Annotated in this window: 28 protein-coding genes; 11 read left to right on the forward strand and 17 right to left on the reverse strand. The window is 72.2% G+C overall.

What is annotated here, in order from left to right; translation table 11 throughout:
- Positions 1-20 precede the first annotated feature (20 nt).
- The gene (locus ACFU97_RS08555; RefSeq protein WP_384252738.1) at positions 21-1298 is read left to right on the forward strand and encodes a thymidine phosphorylase; all 1278 of its coding nucleotides are present in this window, start codon (positions 21-23) and stop codon (positions 1296-1298) included.
- A gap of 61 nt (positions 1299-1359) precedes the next feature.
- On the opposite strand, the gene ACFU97_RS08560 is transcribed toward ACFU97_RS08555, so the two are convergent.
- Positions 1360-2280, reverse strand: a complete 921-nt coding sequence (locus tag ACFU97_RS08560; RefSeq protein ID WP_384252647.1) for an AEC family transporter — start codon at positions 2278-2280, stop codon at positions 1360-1362.
- 167 nt (positions 2281-2447) lie between these two features.
- Here ACFU97_RS08560 and ACFU97_RS08565 point away from each other — a divergent pair, with 167 nt between their 5' ends.
- A complete protein-coding gene (locus ACFU97_RS08565) occupies positions 2448-2834 on the forward strand; it encodes an STAS domain-containing protein (protein ID WP_384252650.1) in 387 nt (128 codons plus the stop codon).
- On the opposite strand, the gene ACFU97_RS08570 is transcribed toward ACFU97_RS08565, so the two are convergent.
- On the reverse strand, positions 2718-3737 hold the full coding sequence (locus tag ACFU97_RS08570) for a sigma-70 family RNA polymerase sigma factor (protein ID WP_384252653.1): 1020 nt from the start codon (positions 3735-3737) through the stop codon (positions 2718-2720). The two genes, ACFU97_RS08565 and ACFU97_RS08570, sit on opposite strands and share 117 nt — an antisense overlap.
- 131 nt (positions 3738-3868) lie before the next feature.
- Complete coding sequence (locus tag ACFU97_RS08575) at positions 3869-5143, reverse strand: MFS transporter (RefSeq protein ID WP_384252655.1); 1275 nt, start codon at positions 5141-5143, stop codon at positions 3869-3871.
- Between the two features lie 63 nt (positions 5144-5206).
- Between ACFU97_RS08575 and ACFU97_RS08580 the strand changes: the two genes are divergently transcribed.
- Positions 5207-6160, forward strand: coding sequence for a LysR substrate-binding domain-containing protein (locus ACFU97_RS08580; protein WP_384252658.1), 954 nt, complete (start codon positions 5207-5209; stop codon positions 6158-6160).
- Between the two features lie 6 nt (positions 6161-6166).
- Here ACFU97_RS08580 and ACFU97_RS08585 read toward each other — a convergent pair whose 3' ends face one another.
- Entirely contained in the window at positions 6167-6925 is a 759-nt protein-coding gene (locus tag ACFU97_RS08585) for an alpha/beta hydrolase (RefSeq protein WP_384252661.1), read from the reverse strand.
- Between the two features lie 113 nt (positions 6926-7038).
- Between ACFU97_RS08585 and ACFU97_RS08590 the strand changes: the two genes are divergently transcribed.
- Complete coding sequence (locus tag ACFU97_RS08590) at positions 7039-8196, forward strand: adenosine deaminase (RefSeq protein WP_384252663.1); 1158 nt, start codon at positions 7039-7041, stop codon at positions 8194-8196.
- Between the two features lie 140 nt (positions 8197-8336).
- A complete protein-coding gene (locus tag ACFU97_RS08595; RefSeq protein ID WP_384252665.1) occupies positions 8337-8681 on the forward strand; it encodes an ATP-binding protein in 345 nt (114 codons plus the stop codon).
- 77 nt (positions 8682-8758) lie between these two features.
- On the opposite strand, the gene ACFU97_RS08600 is transcribed toward ACFU97_RS08595, so the two are convergent.
- The 5 genes from ACFU97_RS08600 to afsQ1 form a co-directional block, all read right to left on the reverse strand.
- The gene (locus ACFU97_RS08600; RefSeq protein WP_384252667.1) at positions 8759-8965 is read right to left on the reverse strand and encodes a PspC domain-containing protein; all 207 of its coding nucleotides are present in this window, start codon (positions 8963-8965) and stop codon (positions 8759-8761) included.
- 91 nt (positions 8966-9056) lie between these two features.
- Complete coding sequence (locus ACFU97_RS08605; protein ID WP_384252670.1) at positions 9057-9608, reverse strand: VanZ family protein; 552 nt, start codon at positions 9606-9608, stop codon at positions 9057-9059.
- Positions 9609-9747: 139 nt separating this feature from the next.
- Entirely contained in the window at positions 9748-10350 is a 603-nt protein-coding gene (locus ACFU97_RS08610; protein WP_384252672.1) for a hypothetical protein, read from the reverse strand.
- Positions 10347-11912 (reverse strand): ATP-binding protein, encoded by a 1566-nt coding sequence (locus ACFU97_RS08615; RefSeq protein WP_384252675.1) that lies wholly within the window; start codon positions 11910-11912, stop codon positions 10347-10349. The genes ACFU97_RS08610 and ACFU97_RS08615 overlap by 4 nt, the downstream gene beginning before the upstream one ends.
- On the reverse strand, positions 11909-12586 hold the full coding sequence (afsQ1, locus tag ACFU97_RS08620) for a two-component system response regulator AfsQ1 (protein WP_384252677.1): 678 nt from the start codon (positions 12584-12586) through the stop codon (positions 11909-11911). The genes ACFU97_RS08615 and afsQ1 overlap by 4 nt, the downstream gene beginning before the upstream one ends.
- A gap of 231 nt (positions 12587-12817) precedes the next feature.
- On the opposite strand from afsQ1, the gene ACFU97_RS08625 reads away from it, so the two are divergent.
- Complete coding sequence (locus tag ACFU97_RS08625) at positions 12818-13558, forward strand: SigE family RNA polymerase sigma factor (protein ID WP_384252679.1); 741 nt, start codon at positions 12818-12820, stop codon at positions 13556-13558.
- 206 nt (positions 13559-13764) lie between these two features.
- Here ACFU97_RS08625 and ACFU97_RS08630 read toward each other — a convergent pair whose 3' ends face one another.
- On the reverse strand, positions 13765-14400 hold the full coding sequence (locus ACFU97_RS08630; RefSeq protein ID WP_384252681.1) for a uridine kinase: 636 nt from the start codon (positions 14398-14400) through the stop codon (positions 13765-13767).
- Positions 14401-14526: 126 nt separating this feature from the next.
- Between ACFU97_RS08630 and ACFU97_RS08635 the strand changes: the two genes are divergently transcribed.
- Positions 14527-14835, forward strand: coding sequence for a hypothetical protein (locus ACFU97_RS08635; protein WP_384252683.1), 309 nt, complete (start codon positions 14527-14529; stop codon positions 14833-14835).
- A 91-nt stretch (positions 14836-14926) separates the two neighbouring features.
- On the opposite strand, the gene ACFU97_RS08640 is transcribed toward ACFU97_RS08635, so the two are convergent.
- Genes ACFU97_RS08640 through deoC form a run of 3 tightly spaced genes read right to left on the reverse strand, consistent with a single transcriptional unit; the run spans position 14927 to position 18211 of the window.
- Positions 14927-15814, reverse strand: a complete 888-nt coding sequence (locus ACFU97_RS08640) for an aldehyde dehydrogenase family protein (RefSeq protein WP_384252685.1) — start codon at positions 15812-15814, stop codon at positions 14927-14929.
- Positions 15807-17243, reverse strand: a complete 1437-nt coding sequence (locus ACFU97_RS08645) for an aldehyde dehydrogenase family protein (RefSeq protein WP_384252688.1) — start codon at positions 17241-17243, stop codon at positions 15807-15809. The genes ACFU97_RS08640 and ACFU97_RS08645 overlap by 8 nt, the downstream gene beginning before the upstream one ends.
- Before the next feature lie 5 nt (positions 17244-17248).
- Positions 17249-18211, reverse strand: coding sequence for a deoxyribose-phosphate aldolase (gene deoC / locus ACFU97_RS08650; RefSeq protein WP_384252741.1), 963 nt, complete (start codon positions 18209-18211; stop codon positions 17249-17251).
- A 123-nt stretch (positions 18212-18334) separates the two neighbouring features.
- Between deoC and ACFU97_RS08655 the strand changes: the two genes are divergently transcribed.
- On the forward strand, positions 18335-19042 hold the full coding sequence (locus ACFU97_RS08655; RefSeq protein WP_384252690.1) for a PH domain-containing protein: 708 nt from the start codon (positions 18335-18337) through the stop codon (positions 19040-19042).
- An 87-nt stretch (positions 19043-19129) separates the two neighbouring features.
- On the opposite strand, the gene ACFU97_RS08660 is transcribed toward ACFU97_RS08655, so the two are convergent.
- The 3 genes from ACFU97_RS08660 to ACFU97_RS08670 form a co-directional block, all read right to left on the reverse strand.
- Positions 19130-20761, reverse strand: coding sequence for a phospho-sugar mutase (locus tag ACFU97_RS08660; RefSeq protein ID WP_384252692.1), 1632 nt, complete (start codon positions 20759-20761; stop codon positions 19130-19132).
- An 89-nt stretch (positions 20762-20850) separates the two neighbouring features.
- The gene (locus ACFU97_RS08665; RefSeq protein ID WP_384252695.1) at positions 20851-21675 is read right to left on the reverse strand and encodes a purine-nucleoside phosphorylase; all 825 of its coding nucleotides are present in this window, start codon (positions 21673-21675) and stop codon (positions 20851-20853) included.
- Positions 21676-21840: 165 nt separating this feature from the next.
- On the reverse strand, positions 21841-22278 hold the full coding sequence (locus tag ACFU97_RS08670) for a gamma-glutamylcyclotransferase (protein ID WP_384252697.1): 438 nt from the start codon (positions 22276-22278) through the stop codon (positions 21841-21843).
- Between the two features lie 130 nt (positions 22279-22408).
- On the opposite strand from ACFU97_RS08670, the gene ACFU97_RS08675 reads away from it, so the two are divergent.
- Positions 22409-23857 carry an NAD(P)H-quinone dehydrogenase gene (locus ACFU97_RS08675; protein ID WP_384252700.1) on the forward strand — a complete coding sequence of 483 codons (1449 nt, stop codon included), beginning with the start codon at positions 22409-22411 and terminating at the stop codon, positions 23855-23857.
- A 177-nt stretch (positions 23858-24034) separates the two neighbouring features.
- Entirely contained in the window at positions 24035-24982 is a 948-nt protein-coding gene (locus ACFU97_RS08680) for a DeoR/GlpR family DNA-binding transcription regulator (RefSeq protein WP_384252702.1), read from the forward strand.
- A gap of 85 nt (positions 24983-25067) precedes the next feature.
- Here ACFU97_RS08680 and ACFU97_RS08685 read toward each other — a convergent pair whose 3' ends face one another.
- Positions 25068-25619 carry a TetR/AcrR family transcriptional regulator gene (locus ACFU97_RS08685; protein ID WP_384252744.1) on the reverse strand — a complete coding sequence of 184 codons (552 nt, stop codon included), beginning with the start codon at positions 25617-25619 and terminating at the stop codon, positions 25068-25070.
- 201 nt (positions 25620-25820) lie between these two features.
- Between ACFU97_RS08685 and ACFU97_RS08690 the strand changes: the two genes are divergently transcribed.
- Complete coding sequence (locus tag ACFU97_RS08690) at positions 25821-26810, forward strand: response regulator transcription factor (RefSeq protein WP_384252705.1); 990 nt, start codon at positions 25821-25823, stop codon at positions 26808-26810.
- Positions 26811-26987: the final 177 nt, after the last annotated feature.

Here is a 26987-nt window from a genome sequence, read left to right on the forward strand (position 1 = left end):
AAGGAACGCACGTCATGGCCATGGACGTTATCTCCGTCATCCGCACCAAGCGGGACCGCGGCGAACTCAGCGACGAGCAGATCGACTGGGTCATCGACGCGTACACCCGTGGGGAGGTCGCCGACGAGCAGATGTCCGCACTCGCGATGGCCATCCTGCTCAACGGCATGAACCGCCGTGAGATCGCCCGCTGGACGGCCGCGATGATCGCCTCCGGCGAGCGCATGGACTTCTCGTCGCTGTCCCGCCCGACGGCCGACAAGCACTCGACGGGCGGCGTCGGCGACAAGATCACGCTTCCGCTGGCACCCCTGGTGGCGGCCTGCGGCGCGGCCGTGCCGCAGCTGTCGGGCCGCGGCCTCGGCCACACCGGCGGCACCCTGGACAAGCTGGAGTCGATCCCGGGCTGGCGCGCCCTGCTCTCCAACGAGGAGATGCTCGGCGTCCTCGACACCACCGGCGCGGTGATCTGCGCGGCGGGCGACGGACTGGCCCCCGCCGACAAGAAGCTCTACGCGCTGCGGGACGTCACCGGCACGGTCGAGGCGATCCCCCTGATCGCCTCCTCCATCATGTCGAAGAAGATCGCGGAGGGCACGGGCTCCCTGGTCCTCGACGTGAAGGTGGGCACCGGCGCCTTCATGAAGACGATCGAGGACGCCCGCGAACTGGCCTCCACCATGGTGGGCCTGGGCACCGACCACGGCGTGCGGACGGTCGCGCTGCTGACGGACATGTCGACCCCGCTGGGCCTGACCGCGGGCAACGCCCTGGAGGTCCGTGAGTCGCTGGAGGTCCTGGCGGGCGGCGGCCCCGAGGACGTGGTGGAGCTGACCCTGGCCCTCGCCCGCGAGATGCTGGACGCGGCGGGCGTCAAGGACGCCGACCCGGCGAAGGCGCTGGCCGACGGCTCCGCGATGGACGTCTGGCGGCGCATGATCGCGGCCCAGGGCGGCGACCCGGACGCCGAACTGCCCACCTCCCGCGAGCAGCACGTGATCAAGGCCCCGTCGGCGGGCGTCCTGACCCGCCTCGACGCCTACGACGTCGGCGTCGCGGCCTGGCGCCTGGGCGCGGGCCGCGCCCGCAAGGAGGACCCGGTGCAGGCGGCGGCGGGCATCGAGCTGCACGCCAAGCCGGGCGCCACCGTGAGCGCGGGCCAGCCCCTGCTGACCCTGCACACCGACACCCCCGAGCGGTTCGAGTACGCGCTCCAGGCCCTGGAGGGCTCGTACGACATCGGCGCCGCGGGCACGGAGTTCACGGCGTCGCCCGTCGTGCTGGAGCGCATCGCCTGACGGCCGGGGCGAGGTGAAGGGGCCGGTCCCACGGGGGGCGGCCCCTTCGGCCTGTCCGGGCTCAGCCGAGCAGGGCGGCCACCACCACGAGGACGGGCACCGACAGGATCGTCGACAGCAGGATCGAGTCCCGCGCCAGGCCCTCGGCGACCCGGTAGCGGCTCGCGTACGTGTACAGGTTCTGTGCCGCCGGCAGCGCGGACGTCACCACCACGTCGAGGAGCTGGTGGCCGTGCAGGCCGAAGACACCCGTCGCCAGGGCCCACGCCGCCACCGGCTGGCCCACCGCCTTCAGGGCCACCGAGAGGAACACCGGGCCCTTGTCGGCGCCCCGGCCCGGCATCGTGCTGCCGCACAGGGAGATGCCGAAGGCCAGCAGGACCGCCGGGACGGACATGTTGGCGATCAGGGTCAGCGGGTCCATCACCGGGTCCGGGACGCGGACGCCCGCCGCGGCGACCGCGACGCCGGCCAGCGAGCAGACCGCGATCGGGTTGCGCAGCGGCGTGAGCAGCCGCATCCACAGCGGGCCCTTCTCGCCCTGGCCGGACAGGTCGAGGATCGTCAGCGCGATCGGGGTGACCGCGATGATCTGGAACAGCAGCACCGGCGCCACCAGGGAGGCGTCGCCCAGCACGTACACGGCGATCGGGATGCCGAGGTTGCCGGAGTTGACGTAGCTGGAGCACAGCGCGCCGATCGTGGTGCGGCCCACGCCCCAGCCCCGTACGGCGCCCACCGCGACGAAGACGCCCGCCGCGGCCGCCGTGCTCATCGCGGTCACCAGCAGGCGGCTGGAGAAGATCACCGACAGGTCGGCCTTCGCGAGCGTCGTGAACAGCAGGGCCGGGGACGCCACATGGAAGGCCAGCTTGGTCAGCACCTCGCGCCCGTGCTCGCCGAGATGACCCCGGCGGCCGATGACGTACCCGACCGCGATGACGACGGCGATGACCGCGAAGCCCGTCAACACCCCCTGCACGGCGCCTCCTCGGAGGGGAGGGAGCCGTGGGTTGGCCGGGGCGGTGCCGATATGTGGGGCATACAGCCAACCCTCTTGGGCGGGAGGGCAGCAGGTCAATGTGATCCCGGTCGGCGGACACGGCCGCACGGGAGCGCGGGTCCGCGCCGGCGGGAGGGCGCGGCCCGATGAGTTCCGGGTGTCCGGCCGGTCTACAGATCGTGGATGCCGTGACACCCGCCGTACTCGTGCTGCCCGACCCCGTCACCCGTGACGAGGTGGCAGGGCTGTGCGACGACGTGCGCGACCTGCTGGAGGCCACCGGCACCGGCGTCGTCGTGGTCGACGTCGCGGCGCTGGGACCCTGGGGGCTCGGTGCCGTCGACCTGCTCGCCCGGCTGGAGCTGTCCGCCCGCCGGGCCGGGGGCCGGATCCGGCTGCGGGACCCCACCCCCTCCCTACACGCCCTCCTGAATCTGGTCGGGCTCCGCTTCGAGATGGAGGGGCAGGCCGAACAGCGGGAACCACCGCTTGGTGTCCAGGAAGAAGTGGAACCCGGTGAGCCGGCCGTCTGAGATCTCCAGGACCTGCACCGCCCACGGGGTGTAGCCGCCCTGCTCCGGGTCCGGCTTGTACTGGGCGAACCCCGGCAGGCCGTTGACCTGCACCGGCACCAGGCGGGAGCCCTCGCATGCCGCGCCCAGCGTCGTCATGAAGCCCGTGATGTCGTCGTGGCCGGTCAGCCACAGGTCGAACGGCGGCATCGTCATGACGGCGTCCTCGTGCAGCAGGGTCGTCAGCGCCGTCATGTCGTACCCCTCGAAGGCCGCGACGTAGCGGTCGAGGAGCTTTTGCTGGTCCTCGTCCAGCGGGTCCGAGACGGCCGCGTGCACCGCCTTGTCGTCCCGCTCGGCGAGCGTCGCCCGGGCCCGCTGGAGCGCGCTGTTGACCGACGCGACCGAGGTGTCGAGCAGCTCGGCGACCTCGCTCGCCTTCCACGCCAGCACCTCGCGCAGGATGAGCACCGCCCGTTGCTTCGACGGCAGCTGCTGGAGCGCGGCCATGAAGGCGAGCCGCACGGACTCCTTGGCGACGGCCGCCTCCGCCGGGTCGTCGGTCGTGGGCAGGACGCGGTTGTCCGGCATCGGCTCGAGCCAGGTGTTGTCCGGGCGGGGGGAGAGGGCGGCCTGGGCGAGGGGCGTCGACTCGCTGAGGTCCATCGGGCGGGCGCGCTTGTTGCCCGCGGTCAGCATGTCCAGGCAGACGTTGGTCGCGATGCGGTACAGCCAGGAGCGCAGGCTGGAGCGGCCCTCGAACTTCTCGTAGCTCCGCCAGGCGCGGACCATGGTGTCCTGCACCGCGTCCTCGGCCTCGAAGGAGGATCCGAGCATGCGGTAGCAGTAGCCGGTCAGCTCCACCCGGTGCTTCTCCAGCCTGATGTCGAGGTCCGCCGTCGTCGTCCCCGTGCCGTCGCTCATCGTCCACCCACCCCTGTGGAGTTTCTGTCGCGCGCCTTTGCGCCCAGCACCTTGGAAGCTACCGCAGGGCACTGACAATGGCGTCCCGAGTGGGAGAAGGCGCAGGTCAGGTCAGGGGTGGGGGACAGGGGTCAGGCCGTGACCGGCTGCCGCCGGGCGGCCACGCGCGCCGCGCGCGAGCCGAACACCGTGATCGTCACGACCCCGAGCACGGCCAGCAGGCCGACGCCGACCGTGCCCGACCAGCCCGCGGCGTGGAAGGCCACCGCGCCGACGGTGCTGCCGGCACTGGAGCCGATGTAGTACGCCGACTGGTAGAGCGCCGCGGCCTGCGCGCGCCCGTGGTCCGCCGTCCTGCTGACCGCCGACGACGCGACCGCGTGACCCGCGAAGAAGCCGGCGGTGATCAGCACCAGGCCCAGCAGGACCGGGACCAGGGAGCCGACCAGGCTCAGCAGCAGGCCCGCCGCCGTCGTGCCGCCCGCCAGGTACAGGGCGCCGCGCCGGCCCAGCCGCCCGACCAGCCGGCCCGCGGTCGAGGCGGAGACCGTGCCCACCAGGTACACCAGGAAGATCGACCCGATGATGCCCTGCGGCAGTGAAAACGGCGCCTCCGTCAGGCGGTAGCCGATCACCGTGTAGACGCCGCCGAAGACCGTCATGAACAGCGCGCCGATCGCGTACAGGCGGCGCAGCAGCGGGTTGGCGAGGTGGTCGCGCACCGTGCGGGCCAGGACCCGCGGCCGCAGCGAGCCGGCCGTGAAGTGGCGCGGGGCGGGCAGCAGCAGCCGGAAGGCCACCGCGCAGCCGACGGCGATCACGCCGATCACGCCCACCGCGACGCGCCAGCCCCATTCCTGCGCGACCCAGCCGGTGATGACACGGCCGCTCATCCCGCCGACGCTGTTGCCCGCGACGAACAGCCCGATCGCCGTGACCAGCGCCCTCGGCCGGACCTCCTCCGCCAGGTACGCGGTCGCGGAGGCCGGCAGCCCGGCCAGCGCCGCGCCCTGCACGGCCCGCAGCACGACCAGCGTGGTCAGCGAGGGCGCGAAGGGGACCAGGAGCCCCACCGTGACCGCGACCGCCAGCGAGCCCGTCATCACCGTACGGCGGCCGAACCGCTCCGAGAGCGCGCTCATCGGCAGCACGAACACCGCGAGGCCGCCGGTCGCGGCCGCCACCGTCCAGCTCGCCGAGCTCGCCGCCACCCCGAACTCGCCCGAGATCAGGGGCAGCAGGGCCTGGGTGGAGTAGAGCAGGGCGAAGGTCGCGACGCCCGCGAGGAAGAGGGCGAAGCTCATCCGGCGGTAGCCGGGGCCGCCCGGGGTCAGACGGGTGTCGGTGGCAGGGGCGAGGTCGGCGGCGCCCACGACGGTGGACGCCCCGGTATCGGCGGGAGTCATGCTTCGAAGCTACGGACGCCGCCGCTCATCCGTCCAATGCACGGAATTGCCATAATCGTTCCCATGGCGCATCAACACAGCTCACAGCCTCGCCTGTCACCGTCCAGTGACACAGAAGACATGGTGATGTTGCTGGCCCCCCGGCTCGCGCACTTCGCGGGGGTCGCCCGTACCGAGCACGTCACCCGGGCCGCGCAGGAACTCCAGGTGCCGCAGTCGACCTTGTCGCGGGCCATGGTCCGCCTGGAACAGGATCTGGGCGTCGACCTGTTCGCCCGGCGCGGCCGTACCGTCTCCCTCACCCCGGCCGGCCGCACCTTCCTCGCCTCGGTCGAGCGGGCGCTCGCCGAGATCGAGCGGGCCGCCGACGAGGTCCGCGCGGACGCCGACGCCACCACCGGCAAGGTCGCCTTCGGCTTCCTGCACACCATGGGGGCGGAGACGGTCCCGGGCCTGCTGCAGGCCTTCCGCGTCGACCATCCGCGCGTCCGCTTCAGCCTGGTCCAGAACTACGGCGAGGCGATGCTGGAGAAGCTGCGGGCGGGCGAGCTGGACCTCTGCCTGACCTCCCCGGTCCCCGAGGCCCCCGGCCTCGTCGCCCGCCGGCTCGACGAGCAGAAGCTGCGTCTGGTCGTCCCCGCCGACCACCCGCTCGCGGCCCGCCGCCGCATCCGCCTGGCGGAGGCGTCCGACGAGACCTTCGTGACGCTCGAACCCGGCTACGGCCTGCGCCGCATCACCGACCACCTCTGCCTGGAGGCCGGCTTCCGGCCCCGGATCGCCTTCGAGGGGGAGGAGACGGAGACGCTGCGGGGCCTGGTGGCCGCGGGCCTGGGCGTCGCGCTCCTGCCCCCACCGACCGTGCCCCGCCCGGGAGTTGTGGAACTGGCGATCACCGGCCAGCGGGCGGTCCGGGAGATCGGGGTGGCCTGGCTGGAGGGCCGCACGGACACGCCGCCGGTGGCGGCGTTCAAGAGGTTCCTGCTGTCGAGGAGAGGCGGCCTGCTGCCCGACTGACCCCGGTCAGCGGCGCAGCGACTTGCCGAACCCCGAGGCCAGCGGCATCCGCAGGCCCAGCGGAGGCGGAGCCGCGAAGGCGTCCTCGACCGGCCGGGAGTACGCCCTCCCGAACAGGCTCCCCATCACGAAGTTCTCGGCCAGCGCCTGCACTTCGCTGCGGTACTGGTGCAACCCGTGCCCGTCCGAGTGGACTTCGAAGCGGCACACGTCCCGGTTCGCCTTCTTCGCCCGCGCCGCGAGCCGGAAGGACAGCTCGGGGTCGCAGACGCTGTCGTTCGTGCCGTGCACGATCAGCACCCGCCGCCCCACGAGCTGTTTCACCGGTTCGGGCGAGGCGGCGACGTCCTCCTCCGGCAGCCAAGGTCCGATCGCCAGAACGGAGTTGACGGCTTCGTGCCCGCCCGCGCGCAGCGCCGCCCGGCCGCCCATGTCGACGCCGACGAGGCAGATCGGGACGTCGCCGTAGCGCCGTACGACCTCGTCGGCGGCCCAGGTGGCGTCCTGCGCCAGATGGGCCTCGCTGCCGTTCCAGCCGCGGTAGCGGTAGTGGACGACGTGCGTCGCCAGGTCCTCCTCGCGGCCCGCGCGGGCCAGCCGTCTGCCCAACGCGCGTACGGATGCGGTCGCCAGCATGGGGGACGGTCTGCGGGCCGATTCCTCGGCACCGCCGGGGAGCAGCAGGACCACTCCGCTCACCGCTGTCGGCTCCGGGCCGAGTGCCCGCCCCAGCCGGGCCCGGATCGGCATCGCTTGGTGCGCCATGACAGAACAGTGTCAGAAGGGTGGCTGTACTCGACCCGTACTTGCGGTCACCGTTACGTATCGACGGAACTGTACAGCGGGCGATCTACGCGCGTAGGGGATAGAGTGCGGAAATGACGAGCCAGGCCATCTCGAAGACCCCGACGCCGGACCAGATCCGCCGGGCGCCGAAGGTTCTGCTGCACGACCACCTCGACGGCGGCCTCCGCCCGGGGACGATCGTCGAACTCGCCCGCGAGACGGGCTACTCACGCCTCCCGGAGACCGACCCCGACAAGCTCGGCATCTGGTTCCGCGAGGCCGCCGACTCCGGTTCGCTGGAGCGGTATCTGGAGACCTTCTCCCACACCGTCGGCGTGATGCAGACCCGCGACGCCCTCGTCCGGGTCGCCCGCGAGTGCGCCGAGGACCTCGCCGAGGACGGTGTGGTCTACGCCGAGGTGCGGTACGCCCCCGAGCAGCACCTCGAAGGCGGACTCACCCTCGAAGAGGTCGTCGAGGCCGTCAACGAGGGCTTCAGGGAAGGGGAGCAGCTGGCCCGGGCGAACGGCCACCGGATCCGCGTCGGCGCCCTGCTCACCGCCATGCGGCACGCCGCCCGCGCTCTGGAGATCGCGGAACTCGCCAACCGCTACCGGGACTTGGGTGTCGTCGGCTTCGACATCGCGGGCGCGGAGGCCGGTTACCCGCCCACCCGGCACCTCGACGCCTTCGAGTACCTCAAGCGCGAGAACAACCACTTCACCATCCATGCAGGCGAGGCCTTCGGGCTGCCGTCCATCTGGCAGGCGCTCCAGTGGTGCGGCGCGGACCGGCTCGGGCACGGCGTGCGCATCATCGACGACATCCAGGTGCAGGCGGACGGCTCGGTGAAGCTCGGCCGGCTCGCCTCCTACGTCCGCGACAAGCGCATCCCGCTGGAGCTGTGCCCCAGTTCGAACCTCCAGACCGGCGCGGCGGCGTCCTACGCCGAGCATCCGATCGGTCTGCTGCGCCGGCTGCATTTCCGTGCCACCGTAAATACGGACAATCGCCTCATGTCGGACACGAGCATGAGCAAGGAATTCGAGTACCTGGTCGAGGCGTTCGGTTATTCGCTCGACGACCTCCAGTGGTTCTCCGTCAATGCGATGAAATCAGCGTTCATTCCTTTCGATGAACGACTCGCGATGATCAATGACGTGATCAAGCCCGGATATGCCGAGCTGAAGTCCGAATGGCTGTTCCAGCAGACCGCCTCCACCAGCGGTTCTGCTGATTCGGAGGGGTGAGCGAAAAAATCGGGGTGTGAGGAATGCGGACGGGTATTCACAACGCGTCCGCATTTCGATGTTTGCAGCGGGCGGGTGTGCGTGTTTACGGTCTTGGACACCGCTCACATCCCCGTAATCCATTTCGAGGACGCATTTTCATGAAGCAGTCTGCTGCCAAGACCCTCGGTGTCGCCGCTCTCGGTGCCGCCTTCGCCGCCACGGGCGCGGGCGCCGCGAACGCGGCTACGGCGGTTCCGGACGCCACCGGAACGCTGGACTCCGTGACCAGCCAGCTCCCGGCGCAGAACGTCTCCCAGGCGCTCCCCGGCGCCCAGGCGGCGGTGGCCCAGGGCAAGCCCACCATCGAGCGTGGCCTGGCCTCCGTGCAGCCGGCCGCCCAGCGGGCCATCGCCGACGGCCCGTCCACCCCGGTCGCCGGGCTGCTCGGCGGCCTGCCCGTGCAGGGCGGCGTGCCGGTGAAGGGCCTGCCGATCGGCGGCTGATCCGCCCGCGGAACGCGCCGATGGGGCGCACCCCTTGGACACGGGGTGCGCCCCATCGGCGTACGCAGGAGCAGATGTCACCAGGCGGTGCGGGCGGATGCCTTGTCCTCCGAGGGGAGCAGGATCCACAGCGCTATGTAGAGCAGGAACTGCGGTCCCGGCAGCAGGCAGGAGAGCAGGAAGATCACGCGCATCGTGGTCGCGGAGGTGCCGAAGCGCCGCGCCAGACCGGCGCACACGCCGCCGATCATGCGGCCGTGGGTGGGGCGGACGAGGGCGGACATGTGCGGCTCCTTCGTGAGCGTCGGAGGAGAGCCCGGGTGGCTTCCTCATCTGCCTTCAACGCTACGGAGACGAAGGGGGCAAAGCGTCGCTCTACGGTGCGATCCCTACCCTGGGAAACGTCGGGGTCCGACCCTGAGCAGCTTCCTCCTGGCGGACGGCGGCACGGTCGCCCGGCTGCGACCTGCGGCGGAGCCAGGCGCGGGCCGCGGGGACGACGGCGAGATGCGCGACGGCCACGCCCACCGTGTTCAGCAGCAGCGCGTCGACATCCGGGACCCGCCCCGGCACGCCCGTCTGCAGCAGCAGGATGCCCAGCGAGACCAGGGCGCCCGCGGCGACCGTACGGACGAAGGAGGCGAACGGGGAGACGCGGAGCCTGCCGTGCGCCGCCGGCAGCAGCACCCCGAGCGGCGCGAGGAGGGCGAGGCCCGCGCCGATCCGGCGGGCCGCCACCGGTCCGCCGAGCGCGAGATCGGCCCGGATGCCGGCGAACGGGCGCAGATTGGGCGGCGTCACCCAGGGCACCTCCAGCGGCCGCAGCGTGAGCCAGGCGACGAACGCGAGGTGTGCGACGAGGAGGACAACCCCTGTCACACGGATGCGGATCGCGGCGCTGCCGCCGATGGAGCCTTGACGCTGCACGCCCCCCTAGACGCGGCGTCCGGCAGGATCGGTTCCGGGTCGCCCCCAGGTACCTGTGTGAGGCCTGCGCCACACGCCCCCGTCGGCCCCCGTTCATCTCGGGGGAAGCCTGCCGGGCCGTGCGGCCCGGCAGGGCGCGTCAGCCGTCCGTGACCGCGCTGGAGGGCGGCTGCGTGGTGCCCGGGCGGGAGCGGACCTCGTCGGTGCACTCGTAGCGGCGCAGCGGCTCGCGGCCCGGGCCGCCCAGGATGACCGAGCCGTCGCCCTCGGCCGCCGCCGAGTCGGAGAACGTGCAGACGACCTGCGCGAGGGCGAACGAGGTGAGGTCGCCGGGCGGGGTGCTCAGGCGGATCGTGTCCTCGGGGTCGCCGGCGTGCGGGCCGCCGACGGTCATGCCGCCGCGTACGTCCGTGGTGTAACCGGCCTCCTTCTCGGCGGCCGACGGTGTCGCCGCGAGCTGGTCCAGCAGCCCCTGGGCCACCAGCACCCGCCGCTGCGAGTCCGCGGTGCCGTCCGGCACCCGTACCGTCCGGTCCACGGAGACCAGCGACGAGCCGCACAGCAGGAACACCTGCACCGGCAGCCCGCGCGAGGCCTGCGCCGCGACCTCCGGCTCGGCGAGCGAGCACTGCACCTTCGAGGGCGCCGCCCCGAAGTCCGTGGGCACCTCGGTGGACCGGATGCCGCACCCGGCGAGCAGCACGGCCAGGACCGGGACCGCCAGCAGGCGTCGTACGGTCATGTGGCGTCCCCGTCCTTCCCCGAGTCGTTCTCGGACTCCTCCGCGAGCCGCGACGCGTCGCGCGGCAGCCGCAGCGTGAACACCGCGCCCCCGTCGGGCGAGTTCGCGGCGGTGATCTCGCCGCCGTGGATGTGGGCGTTCTCCATCGCGATGGACAGGCCCAGGCCGCTGCCCTCGGAGCGCGGCCGGGACGCGCTCGCCTTGTAGAAGCGGTCGAAGACGTGCGGCAGGACGTCCTCGGGGATGCCGGGGCCGTGGTCCCGTACCGCGATGACGATCTCGTCGGCCGTCTCGCGCACCGCGACCCGCACCGGGGAGCCGCCGTGCTTGAGGGCGTTGCCGATGAGGTTCGCCAGGATCACGTCCAGGCGGCGCGGGTCGAGCCGGGCGTGGACGCCGCGTTCGGCCTCCAGGTCCACCGCGTCCAGCCAGGCGCGCGCGTCGATGCAGGCGGTGATCTGGTCGGCGATGTCCACGTCGTCGAGCACCAGGCGGGCGGTGCCCGCGTCGAAGCGGGTGACCTCCATCAGGTTCTCGACCAGGTCGTTGAGCCGCCGGGTCTCGCTGACGACGAGCCGTACGGCGGGCTCGATCATCGGGTCCATCGACCCCGACTCCGCCTCCAGCTCCTCCTCCAGGATCTCGGTCACGGCGGTGATCGCGGTGAGCGGCGTCCGGAGTTCATGGCTCATGTCCGCGACGAAGCGCCGGGAGGACTCGTCGCGCGCGGCCATGTCGTCGACGCGTTTCTCCAGCGCCTCGGCCGCGTGGTTGAACGTCCGTGACAGATCGGCGAGTTCGTCCGTGCCCGAGACCCTCAGCCGGGTGTCCAGCTTGCCCTCGCCGAGCCGCCGGGCGGCCACGCCCAGCCGCTGAACGGGCTTGAGCACGGTGGAGGCGGCGGCCTGCGCGAGCAGCGCGGAGCCGATCAGCGCGAGACCGGTGGCGATCCCCAGCGACCAGGCCAGGGAGTTGAGGTCCTTGGCCTCCGGCTCCAGCGACTTGAGCATGTAGCCGGTCGACCCGCCGCCGATCACCCGCGTGCCGGCCACCAGGTACGGCGTGCCGTGGTCCACGACGCGCTGCCAGTACAGGTGGTAGGCGTACTTGTTGCCGGAGTCGACCGCCTGCCTCTTGTTCACGGCGGCCCGCAGCGACGCGGGCACGTCCTGCAGCGAGAAGCCGTCGAGGCCGCCCGAACTGCCGTACACCGTGCGGCCGTCGGAGTCCTGGGCGACGAGCAGCACACTGAAGCGCTGGCTGGTGTTCGCCATCTGCCCCGCGGTGTGCTGCAGTTCGTCCTGGGTGGGATGCGGCGGCAGGGTGCCGGCGCGGGTCTGCATCGCCTGCCGGAAGTCGCCGAGCACCGCGTCCTGGGTGCGGGTGAGCACGGCCTCGCGGTTGAGCCAGTACGCGATCCCCGACGCGGACACGGCCGCGGTGAGCGCCACCAGCCCGAACACGACGACCAGCCGCAGCCGGAGACTGGTGAACCGCAGTCGCGACAGATGTCCCTTGCGGGTCGCGGCCCAGCCGCGAACCCCCCCTTGCGCTGGTGTCACTGAGGAGTGTCCAGCCGGTAGCCCACGCCACGCACGGTACGGATCAGGGTCGGTGCGGACGGCACGTCCTCGACCTTGGCACGCAGCCGCTGGACGCAGGCGTCCACCAGCCGGGAGTCGCCGAGGTAGTCGTGCTCCCACACCAGGCGCAGCAACTGCTGCCGGGACAGGGCCTGTCCGGGCCGCCGGCTCAGTTCGAGCAGCAGCCTGAGCTCGGTCGGGGTGAGCTGGAGGTCCTCGCCGTTCTTGGTCACGGTCATGGCCGCGCGGTCGATGACCAGCGAGCCGAAGGTCGCCGAGTCGTTCGCCTCGCGCTCCCCGCGCCGCAGCACCGCCCGGATACGGGCGTCGAGCACCCGCCCCTGGACGGGTTTGACGACGTAGTCGTCGGCGCCGGACTCCAGGCCCACCACCACGTCGATGTCGTCGCTGCGCGCGGTCAGCAGGATGATCGGCAGCTGGTCGGTGCGCCGGATGCGCCGGCACACCTCGAACCCGTCGATGCCGGGCAGCATCACGTCCAGCACGATCAGGTCCGGCCGTTGCTCGCGCAGGAGCTTCAGACCGTCCTCACCGGTGGCAGCGGTGGCAACCCGGTGTCCCTGGCGCGTAAGGGACAGCTCCAGGGCCGTACGGATGGCGTCGTCGTCCTCGATCAGCAACAGGGAAGGCACGAGGCACATTCTGGCCCATGGCAGGCCGCGGTTTCGACTCCTGTACGGGTACGTGCGCGTACCGCTCCTCTCTGTGACCGGGCTGTGCTCCCTCTACGAAGGGCCCCTGTGACAGGTCTGTGACAGTCGGCTGACACGGCGATGAAGGTGCCCGGGCAAGCTTTTCGGCACAGGCAAGGAAGGACCGCCTGAGAAGACCGAACACCGGAAGTCCACGACGGGGGGCGCGAGATGAATACGCTGCACGGCACCAGCATCAGCGCAGTGATCACGCGCCTGCACGACGTGAACGGGGGCCGGGGTTCAGAGAAGTCCGGTGCCGTGAGCGGGCGGGGGTGCGCTCGCGGCACCGGGCGTCAGCACACCGGTTACATGTCGGTGGTTGACATCACGGGGGAGAACCACGGGGGAAGCGCGTACAGGGAGGACACGGGGGAACGTCGCTCGCTGTCGGAGGCGGAGTTCACCGCCTACGTCCAGGAGCGCCGCGCCTCCCTGTACGCAACCGCCTACCACCTGACCGGTGACCGCTTCGAGGCCGAGGACCTGCTGCAGAGCGCGCTGTTCTCGACGTACAAGGCATGGGACCGGATCAGCGACAAGGCGGCGGTCGGCGGATACCTCCGCCGCACCATGACCAACCTGCACATCAGCGCGTGGCGCCGCCGCAAGCTGAACGAGTACCCGACCGAGGAACTGCCGGAGACGCCCGGCGACACGGACGCGATGCGCGGCACCGAACTGCGCGCCGTCCTGTGGCAGGCGCTCGCCCGGCTGCCCGAACTCCAGCGCACGATGCTGGTCCTGCGCTACTACGAGGGCCGCACCGACCCGGAGATCGCGGAGATCCTCGACATCAGTGTCGGCACGGTGAAGTCCAGCATCTGGCGCTCGCTGCGCCGGCTGCGCGAGGACGAGGTCCTCAGCTTCGGCCGTGACGAGGAGGACGCCTTCGGGGAGCTCGTCGCCTGAAGGTCGGGGGGAAGCAGGTAACGGGGGAAGCACGGGGGAAAGACGGGGGAACGGTCGCCGGGGGGACCCACGGGGGAACGGGGGTCATGGGCGGCCGGTAACCCGGGGGGAGCACCACGGGGGAACGGGGGAGAGCGGGACTGGAGGGCCGGGGGGTCCGTCCAGTCCCGCTTTTCGTCTGTGCACCGGCGGTCGCCCGCCCGCGCTCAGGTCGTGGGGGCCGCCGCCGGGCGCCGGCCCACCGCGGCGGCCGCCAGCCGGCCCAGGGCCTCGTCCCGGTCGCAGGCGTACGCGCCCAGAGCGGTCTGCCGGGCGATGATCGAGCGCTCCTCGCGCATCAGGCGCCAGCCCCGGCGGAGCAGGAACGGGACCGACTTGCGGCCCTCCCTGAGGTCGCGCACGAACCGGCGGCGGAAGGTGCGCACCGCGCCGCGGCTGAGGCACAGCGCGTCGGCCAGCAGCCCCAACTCCCGGCAGCGCTCGACGATCTCGGCCGCGAAGATGCCCTCCGCGATGAACAGCGGGGTCCGCCCGATGTCGACGGTCTCCTCACCGGTGCGGGCGGACAGCGAGAGGTCGTAGACGGGGATGTTCGTCCGGCCCGTGCGGCACAGCTCCGCGATCGCGGTGACGGCGACGTCCGTGTCCCAGGAGTCGGGGTGGTCCCAGTCGATGTCGCCGCTGCCCGCCACCAGCGGCAGCGTCGGGTCCGCGCCCTCCTTGTAGAAGTCGTCGAGGCGCAGCACGGGAAGGCCGGAGCGGGCGGCGACGAGGGACTTGCCCGAGCCCGAGGGGCCGCAGAGCAGCACGACGCGGGCGGGCGAGGAGGGATGGATGCTCACGGGACACCAGTTTGACGTATTCCGTACGCCCTGCCGACCCCGCGGGTCGGCTTTTGAGCGCACATCACACCTCAACTACCCTTCGTGTCGATCCGGTTACTCAACGCTTCGAAGGTGGCCTTCGCCATGGCACGACACTCGTCCCCCCTCAACTCCACCGCCGCGCGCGCCCTGATCGCCCTCGCGACCGCGACGGCCGCCCTGGGCGCGGGCGCGGCGACGGCCTCCGCCGCGCCGCAGGCCGGCCCGGTGAAGGGCATCGGGGGCGACATCACGATCCTCCGGGGCGCCGCCGGCGACCCGCACGGCAACGGCGTCGACATCCCGCTCTCCCAGCTGACCGGCCCGGTCACCCAGACCGGCCCGGTCGGTGCCGTCCCCGCGCTCGAGGGGGTCGCGGGGCTGCTGGGCGGCGGGGCGAGCGGCCTGTCCTGACGGCGCGCCAGACGCGGCGGCGCACGCAGGAGAGCCGCGTTCTCCCCGGACGGAGGGAGGACGCGGCTCTCGGCCTGCGGGAGGGGCCGGCTCAGTACGAGGAGCCGGACGCGCCCAGCGCGCCCGTCGGGTGCCAGACGGTCTTCGTCTCCAGGAACGCCGTCATGCGCTCGGTGCCCGGGGTTGCCGCCCAGTCGTCCACAGGCTGTGGACGAAGAACGCGCTTGAGGTTGTCGGCCGCCGCGATCTCCAGATCCTTCGCCAGGACGTCGTCGGCGCCCGCGAGGTCGATCGCGTTGACGTCCTGGTGCGCGGCCAGCGGGGCGGCGATCTCCGCCGTACGGCCGGACAGGACGTTGACGACGCCGCCGGGCAGGTCGGAGGTGGCCAGCACCTCGCCCAGCGACAGGGCGGGAAGCGGGGACTTCTCGCTCGCGACCACGATCGCCGTGTTGCCGGTCGCGATCACCGGGGCGAGCACCGAGACCAGGCCCAGGAAGGACGACTCCTGGGGCGCGAGGACCACGACCACGCCCGTCGGCTCCGGCGAGGAGAGGTTGAAGAACGGGCCCGCGACCGGGTTTCCGCCGCCGACGACCTGGGCGATCTTGTCCGTCCAGCCCGCGTACCAGACCCAGCGGTCGATCGTGGCGTCCACGACCGCGGCCGCCTTCGGCCTGGACAGGCCCTCCGACTCGGCGACCTCGCGGACGAACTGCTCCTTGCGGCCCTCGAGCATCTCCGCGATGCGGTAGAGGATCTGGCCGCGGTTGTAGGCCGTCGCGCCGGACCAGCCGCCGACCGCCTTACGGGCGGCGACCACCGCGTCACGGGCGTCCTTGCGGGACGAAAGGGGCACGTTCGCCAGCCAGTTGCCCTTCTTGTCGGTCACCTCGTACACCCGGCCGCTCTCGGAACGCGGGAACTTCCCGCCGACGTACAGCTTGTAGGTCTTGAAGACAGACAGGCGATCAGACATCGAGGTATGCCTCCAGGCCGTGGCGGCCGCCCTCGCGGCCGAAGCCCGACTCCTTGTAGCCGCCGAACGGCGAGGTCGGGTCGAACTTGTTGAACGTGTTGGACCAGACGACGCCCGCCCGGAGCTTGTTCGCGACCGCGAGGATGCGCGAGCCCTTCTCCGTCCAGATGCCCGCCGACAGGCCGTACGGGGTGTTGTTGGCCTTGGCGACGGCCTCGTCGGGGGTGCGGAAGGTCAGCACCGACAGCACCGGGCCGAAGATCTCGTCACGCGCGATGGTGTGCGCCTGGGTGACGTTCGTGAACAGCGTCGGGGCGAACCAGTAGCCGCTCTCGGGGAGTTCGCAGGCCGGGGACCAGCGCTCGGCGCCCTCCGCCTCGCCGCGCTCGACGAGCGAGGTGATGCGGGAGAGCTGCTCCTCGGAGTTGATCGCGCCGATGTCCGTGTTCTTGTCCAGCGGGTCGCCGAGCCGGAGCGTCGACAGCCGCCGCTTGAGGGAGTCGAGCAGCTCGTCCTGGATCGACTCCTGGACCAGCAGCCGGCTGCCCGCACAGCAGACCTGCCCCTGGTTGAAGAAGATGCCGTTGACGATCCCCTCCACCGCCTGGTCGATCGGGGCGTCGTCGAAGACGATGTTGGCGCCCTTGCCGCCCAGTTCGAGGGTGAGCTTCTTGCGGCTGCCCGCGACCGTGCGCGCGATCTCCTTGCCGACGGCCGTGGAGCCGGTGAAGGCGACCTTGTTCACGTCCGGGTGCGCGACGAGCGCGGCGCCCGCGTCGCCGTACCCGGGAAGGATGTTGACGACGCCCCTGGGCAGCCCCGCCTGGCGGCAGACGTCCGCGAAGAAGAGGGCGGAGAGCGGGGTGGTCTCGGCGGGCTTGAGCACGACCGTGTTGCCGGTGGCGAGCGCGGGGGCGATCTTCCACGCCAGCATCAGCAGCGGGAAGTTCCAGGGGATGACCTGGCCCGCGACGCCCAGCGGGCGCGGGTCCGCGCCGAAGCCGGCGTGGCCGAGCTTGTCGGCCCAGCCCGCGTAGTAGAAGAAGTGCGCGGCGACCAGGGGGAGGTCGGCGTCGCGGGTCTCCTTGATCGGCTTGCCGTTGTCCAGCGTCTCCAGGACGGCCAGCTCGCGGCTGCGCTCCTGGATGATCCGGGCGATGCGGAACAGGTACTTGGCGCGCTCGGAGCCGGGCAGCGCCGACCACGTCTCGAAGGCCTTGCGGGCGGCCTTCACCGCGCGGTCCACGTCCGCCTCGCCGGCCTGGGCGACCTCGGAGAGGACCTCCTCGGTCGACGGGGAGACGGTCTTGAAGACCTTGCCGTCGGCGGCCTCCGTGAACTCGCCGTCGACGAACAGGCCGTAGGACGGGGCGATGTCGACGATCGAGCGGGACTCGGGCGCCGGGGCGTATTCGAATGCGGATGCCATGGTGATCAGTCCACCGTCACGTAGTCGGGGCCGGAGTAGCGGCCGGTGGCCAGCTTCTGACGCTGCATCAGCAGGTCGTTCAGGAGCGAGGAGGCGCCGAAGCGGAACCAGTGGTTGTCGAGCCAGTCCTCGCCGGCGGTCTCGTTGACCAGGACGAGGAACTTGATCGCGTCCTTGGACGTACGGATGCCGCCGGCCGGCTTCACCCCGACCTGCACGCCGGTCTGGGCGCGGAAGTCGCGCACCGCCTCCAGCATCAGCAGGGTGTTCGCGGGCGTCGCGTTCACCGCCACCTTGCCGGTGGAGGTCTTGATGAAGTCGGCGCCCGCCAGCATGCCGAGCCAGCTCGCGCGGCGGATGTTGTCGTACGTCGACAGCTCGCCGGTCTCGAAGATGACCTTGAGGCGGGCCGAGGTCCCGCAGGTCTCCTTCACCGCGGCGATCTCGTCGTACACCTTGATGTAGTCGCCCGCGAGGAACGCCCCGCGGTCGATGACCATGTCGATCTCGTCGGCGCCCGCGGCGACGGCCTCGCGCACGTCCGCCAGCTTGACGGAGAGCGGGGCGCGGCCCGCCGGGAAGGCGGTGGCGACCGAGGCGACCTTCACGGTCGAGCCGGCCACGGCCTCCTTGGCGACGGGCACCATGTCGGGATAGACGCAGACGGCCGCGGTCGGCGGAGCCGTGCGGTCCGTCGGATCGGGCCGGACCGCCTTGGCGCCGAGCGCCCGGACCTTGCCCGGGGTGTCCGCGCCTTCCAGCGTCGTCAGGTCGACCATCGAGATGGCGAGGTCGATGGCGTACGCCTTCGCGGTGGTCTTGATGGAACGGGTGCCGAGCGAGGCGGCGCGCGCCTCCAGGCCGACCGCGTCGACGCCGGGCAGCCCGTGCAGGAAGCGGCGCAGCGTGCGGTCGGACGTGGTGACGTCCGTCAGTGCGTGAGCTGCGGAGGGTGCGTTGGTGGGCATGGTCACCAGACGAGCATATCTACGCGCGTAGCAGCTGTACAGCCCGGGAAGCCGGATCGCTGCGCGGAAGGGACGCCCGGCCCCACGGCGCCCGCTCGCCCCGCCTACGGCACAATCGCAGGCATGACGACCCCCGACCACGAGTCACCTGCGCCCCAGCCCCCCACCCCGGGGCAGCGGGACCGCGCCTACCGTTCCCCCATGGGCATCGCCGGCGGCGTCCTGCTGCTGGCCATCGTGGCCTGGCTCGGCATCGACGCGATCGTCTCCGGGCGCGACCGCACGCCCTGGCTGGCGCTCGCCACGATGATCTTCCTCGTCCCGCTGATCACGGCCTTCACACTGCGCCCCGCCGTCTTCGCCAACGAGGAGCGGATGCGCATCCGCAACCCCTTCCGCATCGTCTCGGTGCCCTGGGGCGAGGTCGTCTCGCTGCGCTCCGGCTACTCCAACGAGGTCGTCGCGAAGTCCGGCCGCAAGTACCAGCTGTGGGCCGTCCCCGTCTCCCTGCGGGCCCGGAAGAAGGCGGCCGCGCGGGACGCCCGGGCGAACGCGCAGCGCGCCGCCGAGGCGAGCGGCCGGGGCGGCCGTCGCGGCGGCATGGGCGGCGGCTTCGGCCTCGGCGGCCTTGCCCGCGGCGCCGCCGACGTCTCCGACGGACCCGCCCGCGCCGAGTCCGACAAGGTCATGGACGACCTGCGCGAACTCCTGGAGACCAAGGGCGAGTCGGAGGCGGCGCAGGGTGAGGTGAGCGTCCGCTGGGCCTACGAGATCGCGGCACCGGTGGTGGCCGGTGCGGTGCTGCTGGCGATCCTGGTGGCGACGGGCTGAGCGCCGCGCCGCACCAGACGCCGAACGGGGTGCCCGGTGAGGGCACCCCGTTCCGCATGCCGGGCCCGCGGCCGCCGGCCGCGTGCCTCAGATGCCGGCGGCGGCCGACAGGTCCCGCTTGATCGCGTCGAGGAGGCCGGTGGCGGTCGCGCGGGCCGCCTGGAGGCCCGCGTGGCCGGCGACCGGGACGACGACCTCCAGGTAGCACTTCAGCTTGGGCTCGGTGCCGCTGGGCCGGACGACCACCCGGGCGCCGTCCAGCGTGTAGCGCAGGCCGTCGGTGGGCGGCAGCCGGTCCGTGCCCTGGCTCAGGTCCTCGGCCCGGGTGACGGCCAGGCCCGCGAGCCCGGTCGGCGGCCGCTCGCGCAGGCGGCGCATCGCGTCGGCGATGACCGACAGGTCCTCGACGCGGACCGAGAGCTGGTCGGTGGCGTGCAGCCCGTGCTCCACCGCGAGGTCGTCGAGCAGGTCGGGCAGCGTACGGCCCTCCTCCTTGAGCTCGGAGGCCAGCTCGGTGATGAGCAGGGCGGCGGTGATGCCGTCCTTGTCCCGTACGCCGTCGGGGTCGACGCAGTAGCCGAGGGCCTCCTCGTAGCCGTAGCGCAGGCCCTCGACGCGGGCGATCCACTTGAAGCCGGTGAGGGTCTCCTCGTAGGGCAGGCCCGCCTTCTCGGCGATGCGGCCGAGCAGGGAGGAGGAGACGATCGACTCCGCGAAGGTGCCGCGGGCGCCGCGCCGCACCAGGTGCGCGGCGAGCAGCGCGCCGACCTCGTCCCCGCGCAGCATCCGCCAGTCGCCGCCGTCCTTGACGGCCACGGCGCAGCGGTCGGCGTCCGGGTCGTTCGCCACGATCAGGTCGGGGTCGGTCTCGCGGGCCCTGGCGAACGCCAGGTCCATGGCGCCCGGCTCCTCCGGGTTGGGGAAGGCGACCGTGGGGAAGTCCGGGTCCGGCTCGGCCTGCTCGGCGACCAGGACCGGCTCCGGGAACCCGGCGCGGGCGAAGGCGGCGAGGAGGGTGTCCTTGCCGACGCCGTGCATCGCCGTGTAGACGGTGCGTGCCGTGCGGGGGGAACCGGCGGCGAGCACGGCGTCCGTGCGGGCGAGGTAGGCGTCCAGGACCGAGTCGCCGAGGGTCTCCCAGCCGGCGTCCGGGCGCGGGACGTCCGCCAGGGCGGCGATCGCGTCGATCTCGGCGGCGATCTCCGCATCGGCGGGCGGCACGATCTGCGAGCCGTCGCCGAGGTAGACCTTGTAGCCGTTGTCCCGGGGTGGGTTGTGGCTGGCGGTGACCTCGACCCCGGCGACCGCGCCGAGGTGCCGTATGGCGTACGCCAGGACCGGGGTCGGCAGCGGGCGGGGGAGCACGGCGGCCCGCAGCCCCGCGCCCGTGATCACCGACGCCGTGTCGCGGGCGAAGTCGGCGGACTTGTGGCGGGCGTCGTAGCCGATCACGACCAGGCCGCCGCGCTGCCCCTTGGCGTCGAGGTACGCCGCGAGACCGGCGGCCGCCCTGATGACGACCGCGCGGTTCATGCGCATGGGCCCGGCGCCGAGTTCGCCCCGCAGCCCCGCGGTGCCGAACTGGAGGGTGCCGCCGAACCGTTCGGCGAGCTCCGTGACGTCCCCGGCCTCGATCAGCTTGGCGAGTTCGTCGCGGGTCTCCGGGTCGGGGTCCTCGGCGAGCCAGGCGTGGGCGCGGGCTAGCAGGTCGTCGTGCACGTCGGGGTCAGCCTCTCGTGTTCGTCAAAACCAGTTGCTCCGGCGTTCGGGGAGCGTGGGGCCAGGGGGCCGGGCCCCTGGTGCGTCGCCTACAGCCGGCCGAGCACCTGGGCCAGCAGGGAACCCATCCGCGTCGCCGAGTCGCGGCCCGCCTGCAGGACCTCCTCGTGGTTCAGCGGCTCACCGGTCATCCCGGCGGCGAGGTTGGTGACCAGAGAGATGCCCAGCACCTCCGCGCCCGCCTCGCGCGCCGCGATGGCCTCCAGCACCGTCGACATGCCCACCAGGTCCGCCCCGATCACCCGGGCCATGCGGATCTCGGCCGGCGTCTCGTAGTGCGGGCCGGGGAACTGGGCGTAGACGCCCTCCTCCAGCGTGGCGTCGATCTCCTTGCACAGGGCACGCAGGCGCGGGGAGTACAGGTCGGTGAGATCGACGAAGTTGGCGCCCACGATCGGGGAGGTCGCCGTCAGGTTGATGTGGTCGCTGATCAGCACGGGCTGCCCGGGGCGCATGCCCTCGCGCAGACCGCCGCAGCCGTTGGTCAGGACCACGGTCTTGCAGCCGGCGGCGACGGCGGTGCGGACGCCGTGCGCGACGGCGGCGACACCGCGGCCCTCGTAGTAGTGCGTACGGCCCAGGAAGACCAGGGCGCGCTTGTCGCCGGAACGGTAGGAGCGGATCTTGCCGCCGTGCCCCTCCACCGCCGGGGGCGGGAACCCGGGCAGCTCGGTGACCGGGAACTCGGCGTCGGGAGCGCCGAGGGCGTCCACCGCCGGCGCCCAGCCGGAGCCCATCACGAGGGCGACGTCGTGGGTCTCGGCGCCGGTCAGTTCGCGCAGGCGCGAGGCGGCGGCGTCGGCGGCGGCATGCGGGTCGCCCTGGATGTCGTCCGGAAGAAGAGATGCGTTCACGCGGACGAGAGTAGCCGGTATCGGCCTACGCGCGTAGATGACAGAGCTCACGGGATGGCGATCGTTGTCTTGTCGTTTCCAACGAAAGCTGTGACGCGAGGGACCCTGAGAGTGGCCTGTGACCGCCCTCTGTGCGGCCTGTGCGCCATCGGGGCGCCGCCTGTTTCAGCAGGGACGCTTCCGCAGCTCCATCACGTAGTCGTGCGGAGCGCCGGCGGACTCCGCCGCGTCCGCGATCTCGCCGAGGTAGCGCGCCGCCGGCAGACCGCCCTCGTAGCCGTCGAGGACGTAGGTCCAGGCGGGCTCCTCGCCGTCCAGGGTGTGCACCCGCGTCCGCATCCGGCGGTAGATGCCGAGCCCGACGCCCTCCCAGCGGTCCATGGCGTCCTCGTCGGGCGGCGCGATGTCGTACAGCGCGACGAAGACCTGGCAGAAGGGGTCCTCGACGATCGTCGCCAGCGCGCCCTCCCAGCCCATGTGCTCGCCCCCGAACGTCAGCCGCCACCCGTTCAGCCAGCCGGTGGCGCGCAACGGCGAGTGGGGAGCGCGACGGGACATCAGCCGCGCATCGAGGTTGCCGGCGTACGCGGCGTAGAGCGACATGCGTCGAGGGTACGGCAGCGGGCCCACCCGCCCCGCCGGTACCAGAGGCCCCTTGCCAACCCATTGCCCCGTGCCGGGAGAAGGGGTGCCCCGAACCCCCGGGCGGAAGCACCTTGAAGAGTGCGGGACAATGGGGTACGTGACTCGGATCGTGATCATCGGTGGCGGACCCGGCGGATACGAGGCGGCCCTGGTGGCCGCCCAGCTCGGCGCGGAGGTGACCGTCGTCGACTGCGACGGCCTGGGCGGAGCGTCGGTGCTGACCGACTGCGTGCCGTCGAAGACTCTGATCGCCACGGCCGAGGTGATGACCACCTTCGACTCCTCGTACGAAGAGCTCGGCATCATCGTCGCCGACGACACCCCGCCGATGGAGCAGGCCGCGCGGGTCGTCGGCGTGGACCTCGGCAAGGTGAACCGCCGTGTGAAGCGGCTCGCCCTCGCCCAGTCGCACGACATCACCGCCTCGGTCACGCGCGCGGGCGCCCGGGTCATGCGCGGCCGCGGCCGGCTGGAGGGCATGCAGGCCCTCGACGGCTCCCGCAAGGTCGTGGTCGCCGCCGCCGACGGCACCGAGGAGACCCTCACCGCCGACGCCGTCCTGATCGCCACCGGCGGTCACCCGCGCGAGGTGCCCGACGCCCAGCCCGACGGCGAGCGCATCCTCAACTGGACGCAGGTCTACGACCTGACCGAGCTCCCCGAGGAGCTCATCGTGGTCGGCTCCGGTGTCACCGGCGCCGAGTTCGCCGGCGCCTACCAGGCCCTCGGCTCGAAGGTCACCCTCGTCTCCTCCCGCGACCGCGTGCTGCCCGGCGAGGACCCGGACGCCGCCGCCGTCCTGGAGGACGTGTTCCGCCGCCGCGGCATGAACGTCATGGCGCGCTCCCGCGCCGCCGCCGCCAAGCGGGTCGGCGACCGGGTCGAGGTCACCCTCTCCGACGGCCGCGTCATCAGCGGCACGCACTGCCTGATGGCGGTCGGCGCCATCCCGAACAGCCAGGGCATGGGCCTGGAGGAGGCCGGCGTCCGGCTGCGCGACTCCGGGCACATCTGGACCGACAAGGTCTCGCGCACCACCGCTCCGGGCGTCTACGCCGCCGGTGACGTGACCGGCGTCTTCGCGCTCGCGTCCGTGGCCGCGATGCAGGGACGTATCGCCATGTACCACTTCCTCGGCGACGCGGTGGCCCCGCTGAACCTGAAGACGGTCTCCTCCAACGTCTTCACCGACCCCGAGATCGCGACCGTCGGCTACACACAGGCGGACGTCGACGGCGGCAAGATCGACGCCCGGGTCGTCAAGCTGCCCCTGCTGCGCAACCCGCGCGCCAAGATGCAGGGCATCCGCGACGGCTTCGTGAAGCTGTTCTGCCGCCCGGGCACGGGGATCGTGGTCGGCGGCGTCGTCGTCTCGCCGCGCGCCTCGGAACTGATCCACCCGATCTCGATCGCCGTCGACAACAATCTGACGGTCGAACAGATCGCGAACGCGTTCACCGTGTATCCGTCCCTTTCGGGGTCGATCGCGGAGGTCGCGCGCCAGCTGCACACGCGCAAGACGAGCGGGGACGTCTAGGCTCTGTCCAGCGGCCGAATCCGACTCCCCGCTGGTCACAGGGAGTTGTCGAGCATGCGTGCGGCATAGGCGGGGCGGGTAGGCCCCATACCACTTCCCGCCCCTGTGTGCGAACAACTTCTGTTATTCGGCGCAAACTGCTGAAACCAGACGGTCGTTGGGGTTACTGTCAGTTTCGTGTTCGCTGCAGAACGTCGCCAATTGATCCTCGAAATGGTGCGAGCGAACGGGGCCGTGTCGCTCCGTGAGCTCGCCCGCGTCGTCCAGACCTCCGAAGTGACCGTACGGCGGGACGTGCGCGCACTGGAGGCAGAAGGACTCCTCGACCGCCGGCACGGCGGTGCGGTACTGCCGGGCGGGTTCACGCGGGAGTCCGGCTTTCCGCAGAAATCGCATCTCGCGACCGCCGAGAAGACTGCCATCGCGGACCTCGCCGCCAACTTCGTGGAAGAGGGCGAGGCCATCGTGGTCGGGGCGGGCACCACCACCCAGGAGCTGGCCCGCCGGCTCGCCCGGGTGCCCGGGCTCACCGTCGTCACCAACTCCCTGCTGGTCGCCCAGGCGTTGGCCCATGCCAACCGCGTGGAGGTCGTGATGACCGGCGGCACCCTGCGCGGTTCCAACTACGCGCTCGTGGGCAGCGGCGCCGAGCAGTCCCTGCAAGGGCTGCGGGTCTCGCGGGCCTTCCTCTCCGGGAGCGGGCTCACCGCCGAGCGCGGGCTGTCCACGTCCAACATGCTCTCGGCGTCCGTCGACCGGGCGCTGGTACAGGCGGCGGCTGAGGTCGTCGTCCTCGCCGATCACACCAAGCTCGGTACGGACACCATGTTCCAGACCGTGCCCACGGACGTGATCACCCGGCTGGTCACGGACGAGCCGCCGGCGCACGACGACCGTGCGGCGACCGAACTGCAGGCCCTTGCCGATCAAGGCGTGCAGATCGCGGTGGCCGGCGCGTCCGGGAACGCGGGCGGTGATTCGGTCCCCCCGCGCCAGCCGCGCCGGGACGTGGCCCTGCCGGGACCTCGGCGCGGGGCTACGGGGCTGCGGACGGCGACGGTGCTCGGTGAGAGCTCGGCGGGGGCGGAGCAGCGGGCGCGGGTCGCCGACATGCGGCGGCGCTAGGGTTCTGCGCCGCGTCGCCGTGGGGCCTTGTGTCCTGGGGCGGGTGTGGGTCCGTTGTGGCTGGTCGCGCAGTTCCCCGCGCCCCTCAGGGAGTTGCGGCCAAGCCTCTCAGGGTCAGGTTCAGCAGGCGGTCCGCCAGAGCCGGGTCCGCGGGGGACTCCTCTGCTGCCAGTGCGATCGCATGGGTCAGCTGGAGGAGGTCGCCGGCGGTGACGTCGGGGCGGATCCGCCCCGCTTCCTGGGCCCGGGTGAGCAGCGCCTGACCCGCCTCGTGGATCGGGTCGCTGCAGCGGGCGAGGGCCGACGTGGTGTCGGACGAGACCGACAGCAGGGCCCGGGCCAGGCCGCGGTACTCGCTCGCGTGCGTGACCGTCTCGCGGAGCCAGGTCACCAGGGCCGTACAGGGCTCGGGGGCGGCCAGCAGTTCGTGGGAGCGGGCGAGCAGATCGCCGACCGCGTCCTCGAAGACGGCGCTCAACAGGGCGTGCCGGTTGGGGAAGTGGCGGTAGAGGGTGCCGATGCCCACGCCCGCGCGGCGGGCCACGTCCTCCAGGGACGCGTCCGTGCCGTGGGCGGCGAAGGCGGAGCGAGCCTCGGCTAGCAGCCGCTCGTAGTTGCGGCGGGCGTCGGCCCGCATGGCGCGCGGCGTCACGGGCGCCACCGTGGCACCGCCGTGCACGGCGGTCTCCGCCGGCGTCGTGTCCACCATGCCTCCCGCCCGTCCTCGTGTGCGCCCCCTTCTGCCTCAAGGATGCCATCGGGGATGCGCGCGCGGGCTTGAAGGACCGTGCACAGGCCGTACCGTCTTCTCAGGCGGGAGCAGCGCCGGGAGATCGGGATGGACATCAGCGGTGCGGACGCGCGTCAGGTGCTGACGCTCGTACAGGACCTGGAGGAGTCCGACTCCGTCCGGGAGTTGCAGGAGCGGGCGCTCCCCGGGCTGGCCGGGCTGATCGGCGCCGACGCGGCCCAGTGCTACCGGTTCTCGGCCGACGGGACGGGCTTCTTCGCCCTCTCGCTGCCGCGGGAGTCCTTCCACGAGGACCCGATGGTCATCTACGACCATCCCCTCGACCATCCGCTGACCGGAGCCATGCTGGACGCCCCGGCCCCGGACGCCTGGCGGGTGAGCGACGTCGCCGGGGACCGGCAGTGGCGGCGCACCCAGTGCTACAACCTGGACTTCCGCCCCTTCGGGCTGCACCGTCACCTGGTGGCCTCGGCCGGCTCGGACACGGCCGTGGCCGAGGGGTACGCGCTGGCCCGCTCCGGCGAGGACTTCACCGAGCACGACCGCGACCTGCTCGGCTTCGCCCAGCTCCAACTCGGCCTCGCGGAACGGGCGGTGCGCGAACGCGAGCAGCTGCGCGCGCTGGCCGCCGTGGCCCTGGAGCTGGCCGGCGGGCATGAGCGCGGGGTCGCCGCACTCGACGAGGGCGGGCGCCCGCAGGCCCTCAACGCCGTCGCCGCCGGCCTGCTGGCCGTCGTCGGGGACGATCCGCGGCTGGGGCGGCCCGAGTCGTTCGTCGCCCGCCACATCGAGGTGCGCTACGTGCCCCCGGCCGGGCCCGGGCTCTCCGCCCTGCTGCTCCTGCGCGACCTCGCCCGGCCCCGTGCGACGGCCCGCAGCTTCGGGGTCACCGAGCAGGAGCACCGCACGCTGCTCCATCTCCACGAGGGGCGTACGGCGACCGAGGCGGCCCGGCACATGGGGCTGTCACCGACCACCGTGCGGGGCTACATCGCCTCCCTGCACCGCAAGTTGGAGGCGGGGCACACGGCGGCGCTGCTGCGCAGGGGGCGGGATCTCGGGCTGATCGGCGACTGAGGAATGCGATACGTCGCGACCCGTCAGAATTGACGGATGGCCGCCGGACACGTCCCGCCGCTTCACTGATCTCAGGCGCTCCGCGAGGCGACGGCACCGGCCGGTGCGGGGCACCGGCCCAGACCAATGCCTCGGGGGACGGGGGAGAAAAACGAGGCGCCCGGCGGACCTCTTGCT

The organism is Streptomyces sp. NPDC057616, from assembly GCF_042800575.1.
Lineage (GTDB): Bacteria > Actinomycetota > Actinomycetes > Streptomycetales > Streptomycetaceae > Streptomyces.

Bases quoted from the DNA above. Each gene is read 5' to 3' on its own strand.
- ACFU97_RS08555 (WP_384252738.1), top strand. From the start codon at position 21: ATGGACGTTATCTCCGTCATCCGCACCAAGCGGGACCGCGGCGAACTC.
- ACFU97_RS08590 (WP_384252663.1), top strand. From the start codon at position 7,039: ATGACGAGCCAGGCCATCTCGAAGACCCCGACGCCGGACCAGATCCGC.
- ACFU97_RS08585 (WP_384252661.1), bottom strand. From the start codon at position 6,925: ATGGCGCACCAAGCGATGCCGATCCGGGCCCGGCTGGGGCGGGCACTC.
- ACFU97_RS08640 (WP_384252685.1), bottom strand. From the start codon at position 15,814: ATGTCTGATCGCCTGTCTGTCTTCAAGACCTACAAGCTGTACGTCGGC.
- ACFU97_RS08690 (WP_384252705.1), top strand. From the start codon at position 25,821: ATGGACATCAGCGGTGCGGACGCGCGTCAGGTGCTGACGCTCGTACAG.
- ACFU97_RS08595 (WP_384252665.1), top strand. From the start codon at position 8,337: ATGAAGCAGTCTGCTGCCAAGACCCTCGGTGTCGCCGCTCTCGGTGCC.
- ACFU97_RS08580 (WP_384252658.1), top strand. From the start codon at position 5,207: ATGGCGCATCAACACAGCTCACAGCCTCGCCTGTCACCGTCCAGTGAC.
- ACFU97_RS08675 (WP_384252700.1), top strand. From the start codon at position 22,409: ATGGGGTACGTGACTCGGATCGTGATCATCGGTGGCGGACCCGGCGGA.
- ACFU97_RS08635 (WP_384252683.1), top strand. From the start codon at position 14,527: ATGGCACGACACTCGTCCCCCCTCAACTCCACCGCCGCGCGCGCCCTG.
- ACFU97_RS08655 (WP_384252690.1), top strand. From the start codon at position 18,335: ATGACGACCCCCGACCACGAGTCACCTGCGCCCCAGCCCCCCACCCCG.
- ACFU97_RS08685 (WP_384252744.1), bottom strand. From the start codon at position 25,619: ATGCGGGCCGACGCCCGCCGCAACTACGAGCGGCTGCTAGCCGAGGCT.
- ACFU97_RS08575 (WP_384252655.1), bottom strand. From the start codon at position 5,143: ATGACTCCCGCCGATACCGGGGCGTCCACCGTCGTGGGCGCCGCCGAC.
- deoC (WP_384252741.1), bottom strand. From the start codon at position 18,211: ATGCCCACCAACGCACCCTCCGCAGCTCACGCACTGACGGACGTCACC.
- ACFU97_RS08600 (WP_384252667.1), bottom strand. From the start codon at position 8,965: ATGTCCGCCCTCGTCCGCCCCACCCACGGCCGCATGATCGGCGGCGTG.
- ACFU97_RS08610 (WP_384252672.1), bottom strand. From the start codon at position 10,350: ATGACCGTACGACGCCTGCTGGCGGTCCCGGTCCTGGCCGTGCTGCTC.
- ACFU97_RS08625 (WP_384252679.1), top strand. From the start codon at position 12,818: ATGAATACGCTGCACGGCACCAGCATCAGCGCAGTGATCACGCGCCTG.
- ACFU97_RS08670 (WP_384252697.1), bottom strand. From the start codon at position 22,278: ATGTCGCTCTACGCCGCGTACGCCGGCAACCTCGATGCGCGGCTGATG.
- ACFU97_RS08565 (WP_384252650.1), top strand. From the start codon at position 2,448: ATGAGTTCCGGGTGTCCGGCCGGTCTACAGATCGTGGATGCCGTGACA.
- ACFU97_RS08645 (WP_384252688.1), bottom strand. From the start codon at position 17,243: ATGGCATCCGCATTCGAATACGCCCCGGCGCCCGAGTCCCGCTCGATC.
- ACFU97_RS08570 (WP_384252653.1), bottom strand. From the start codon at position 3,737: ATGAGCGACGGCACGGGGACGACGACGGCGGACCTCGACATCAGGCTG.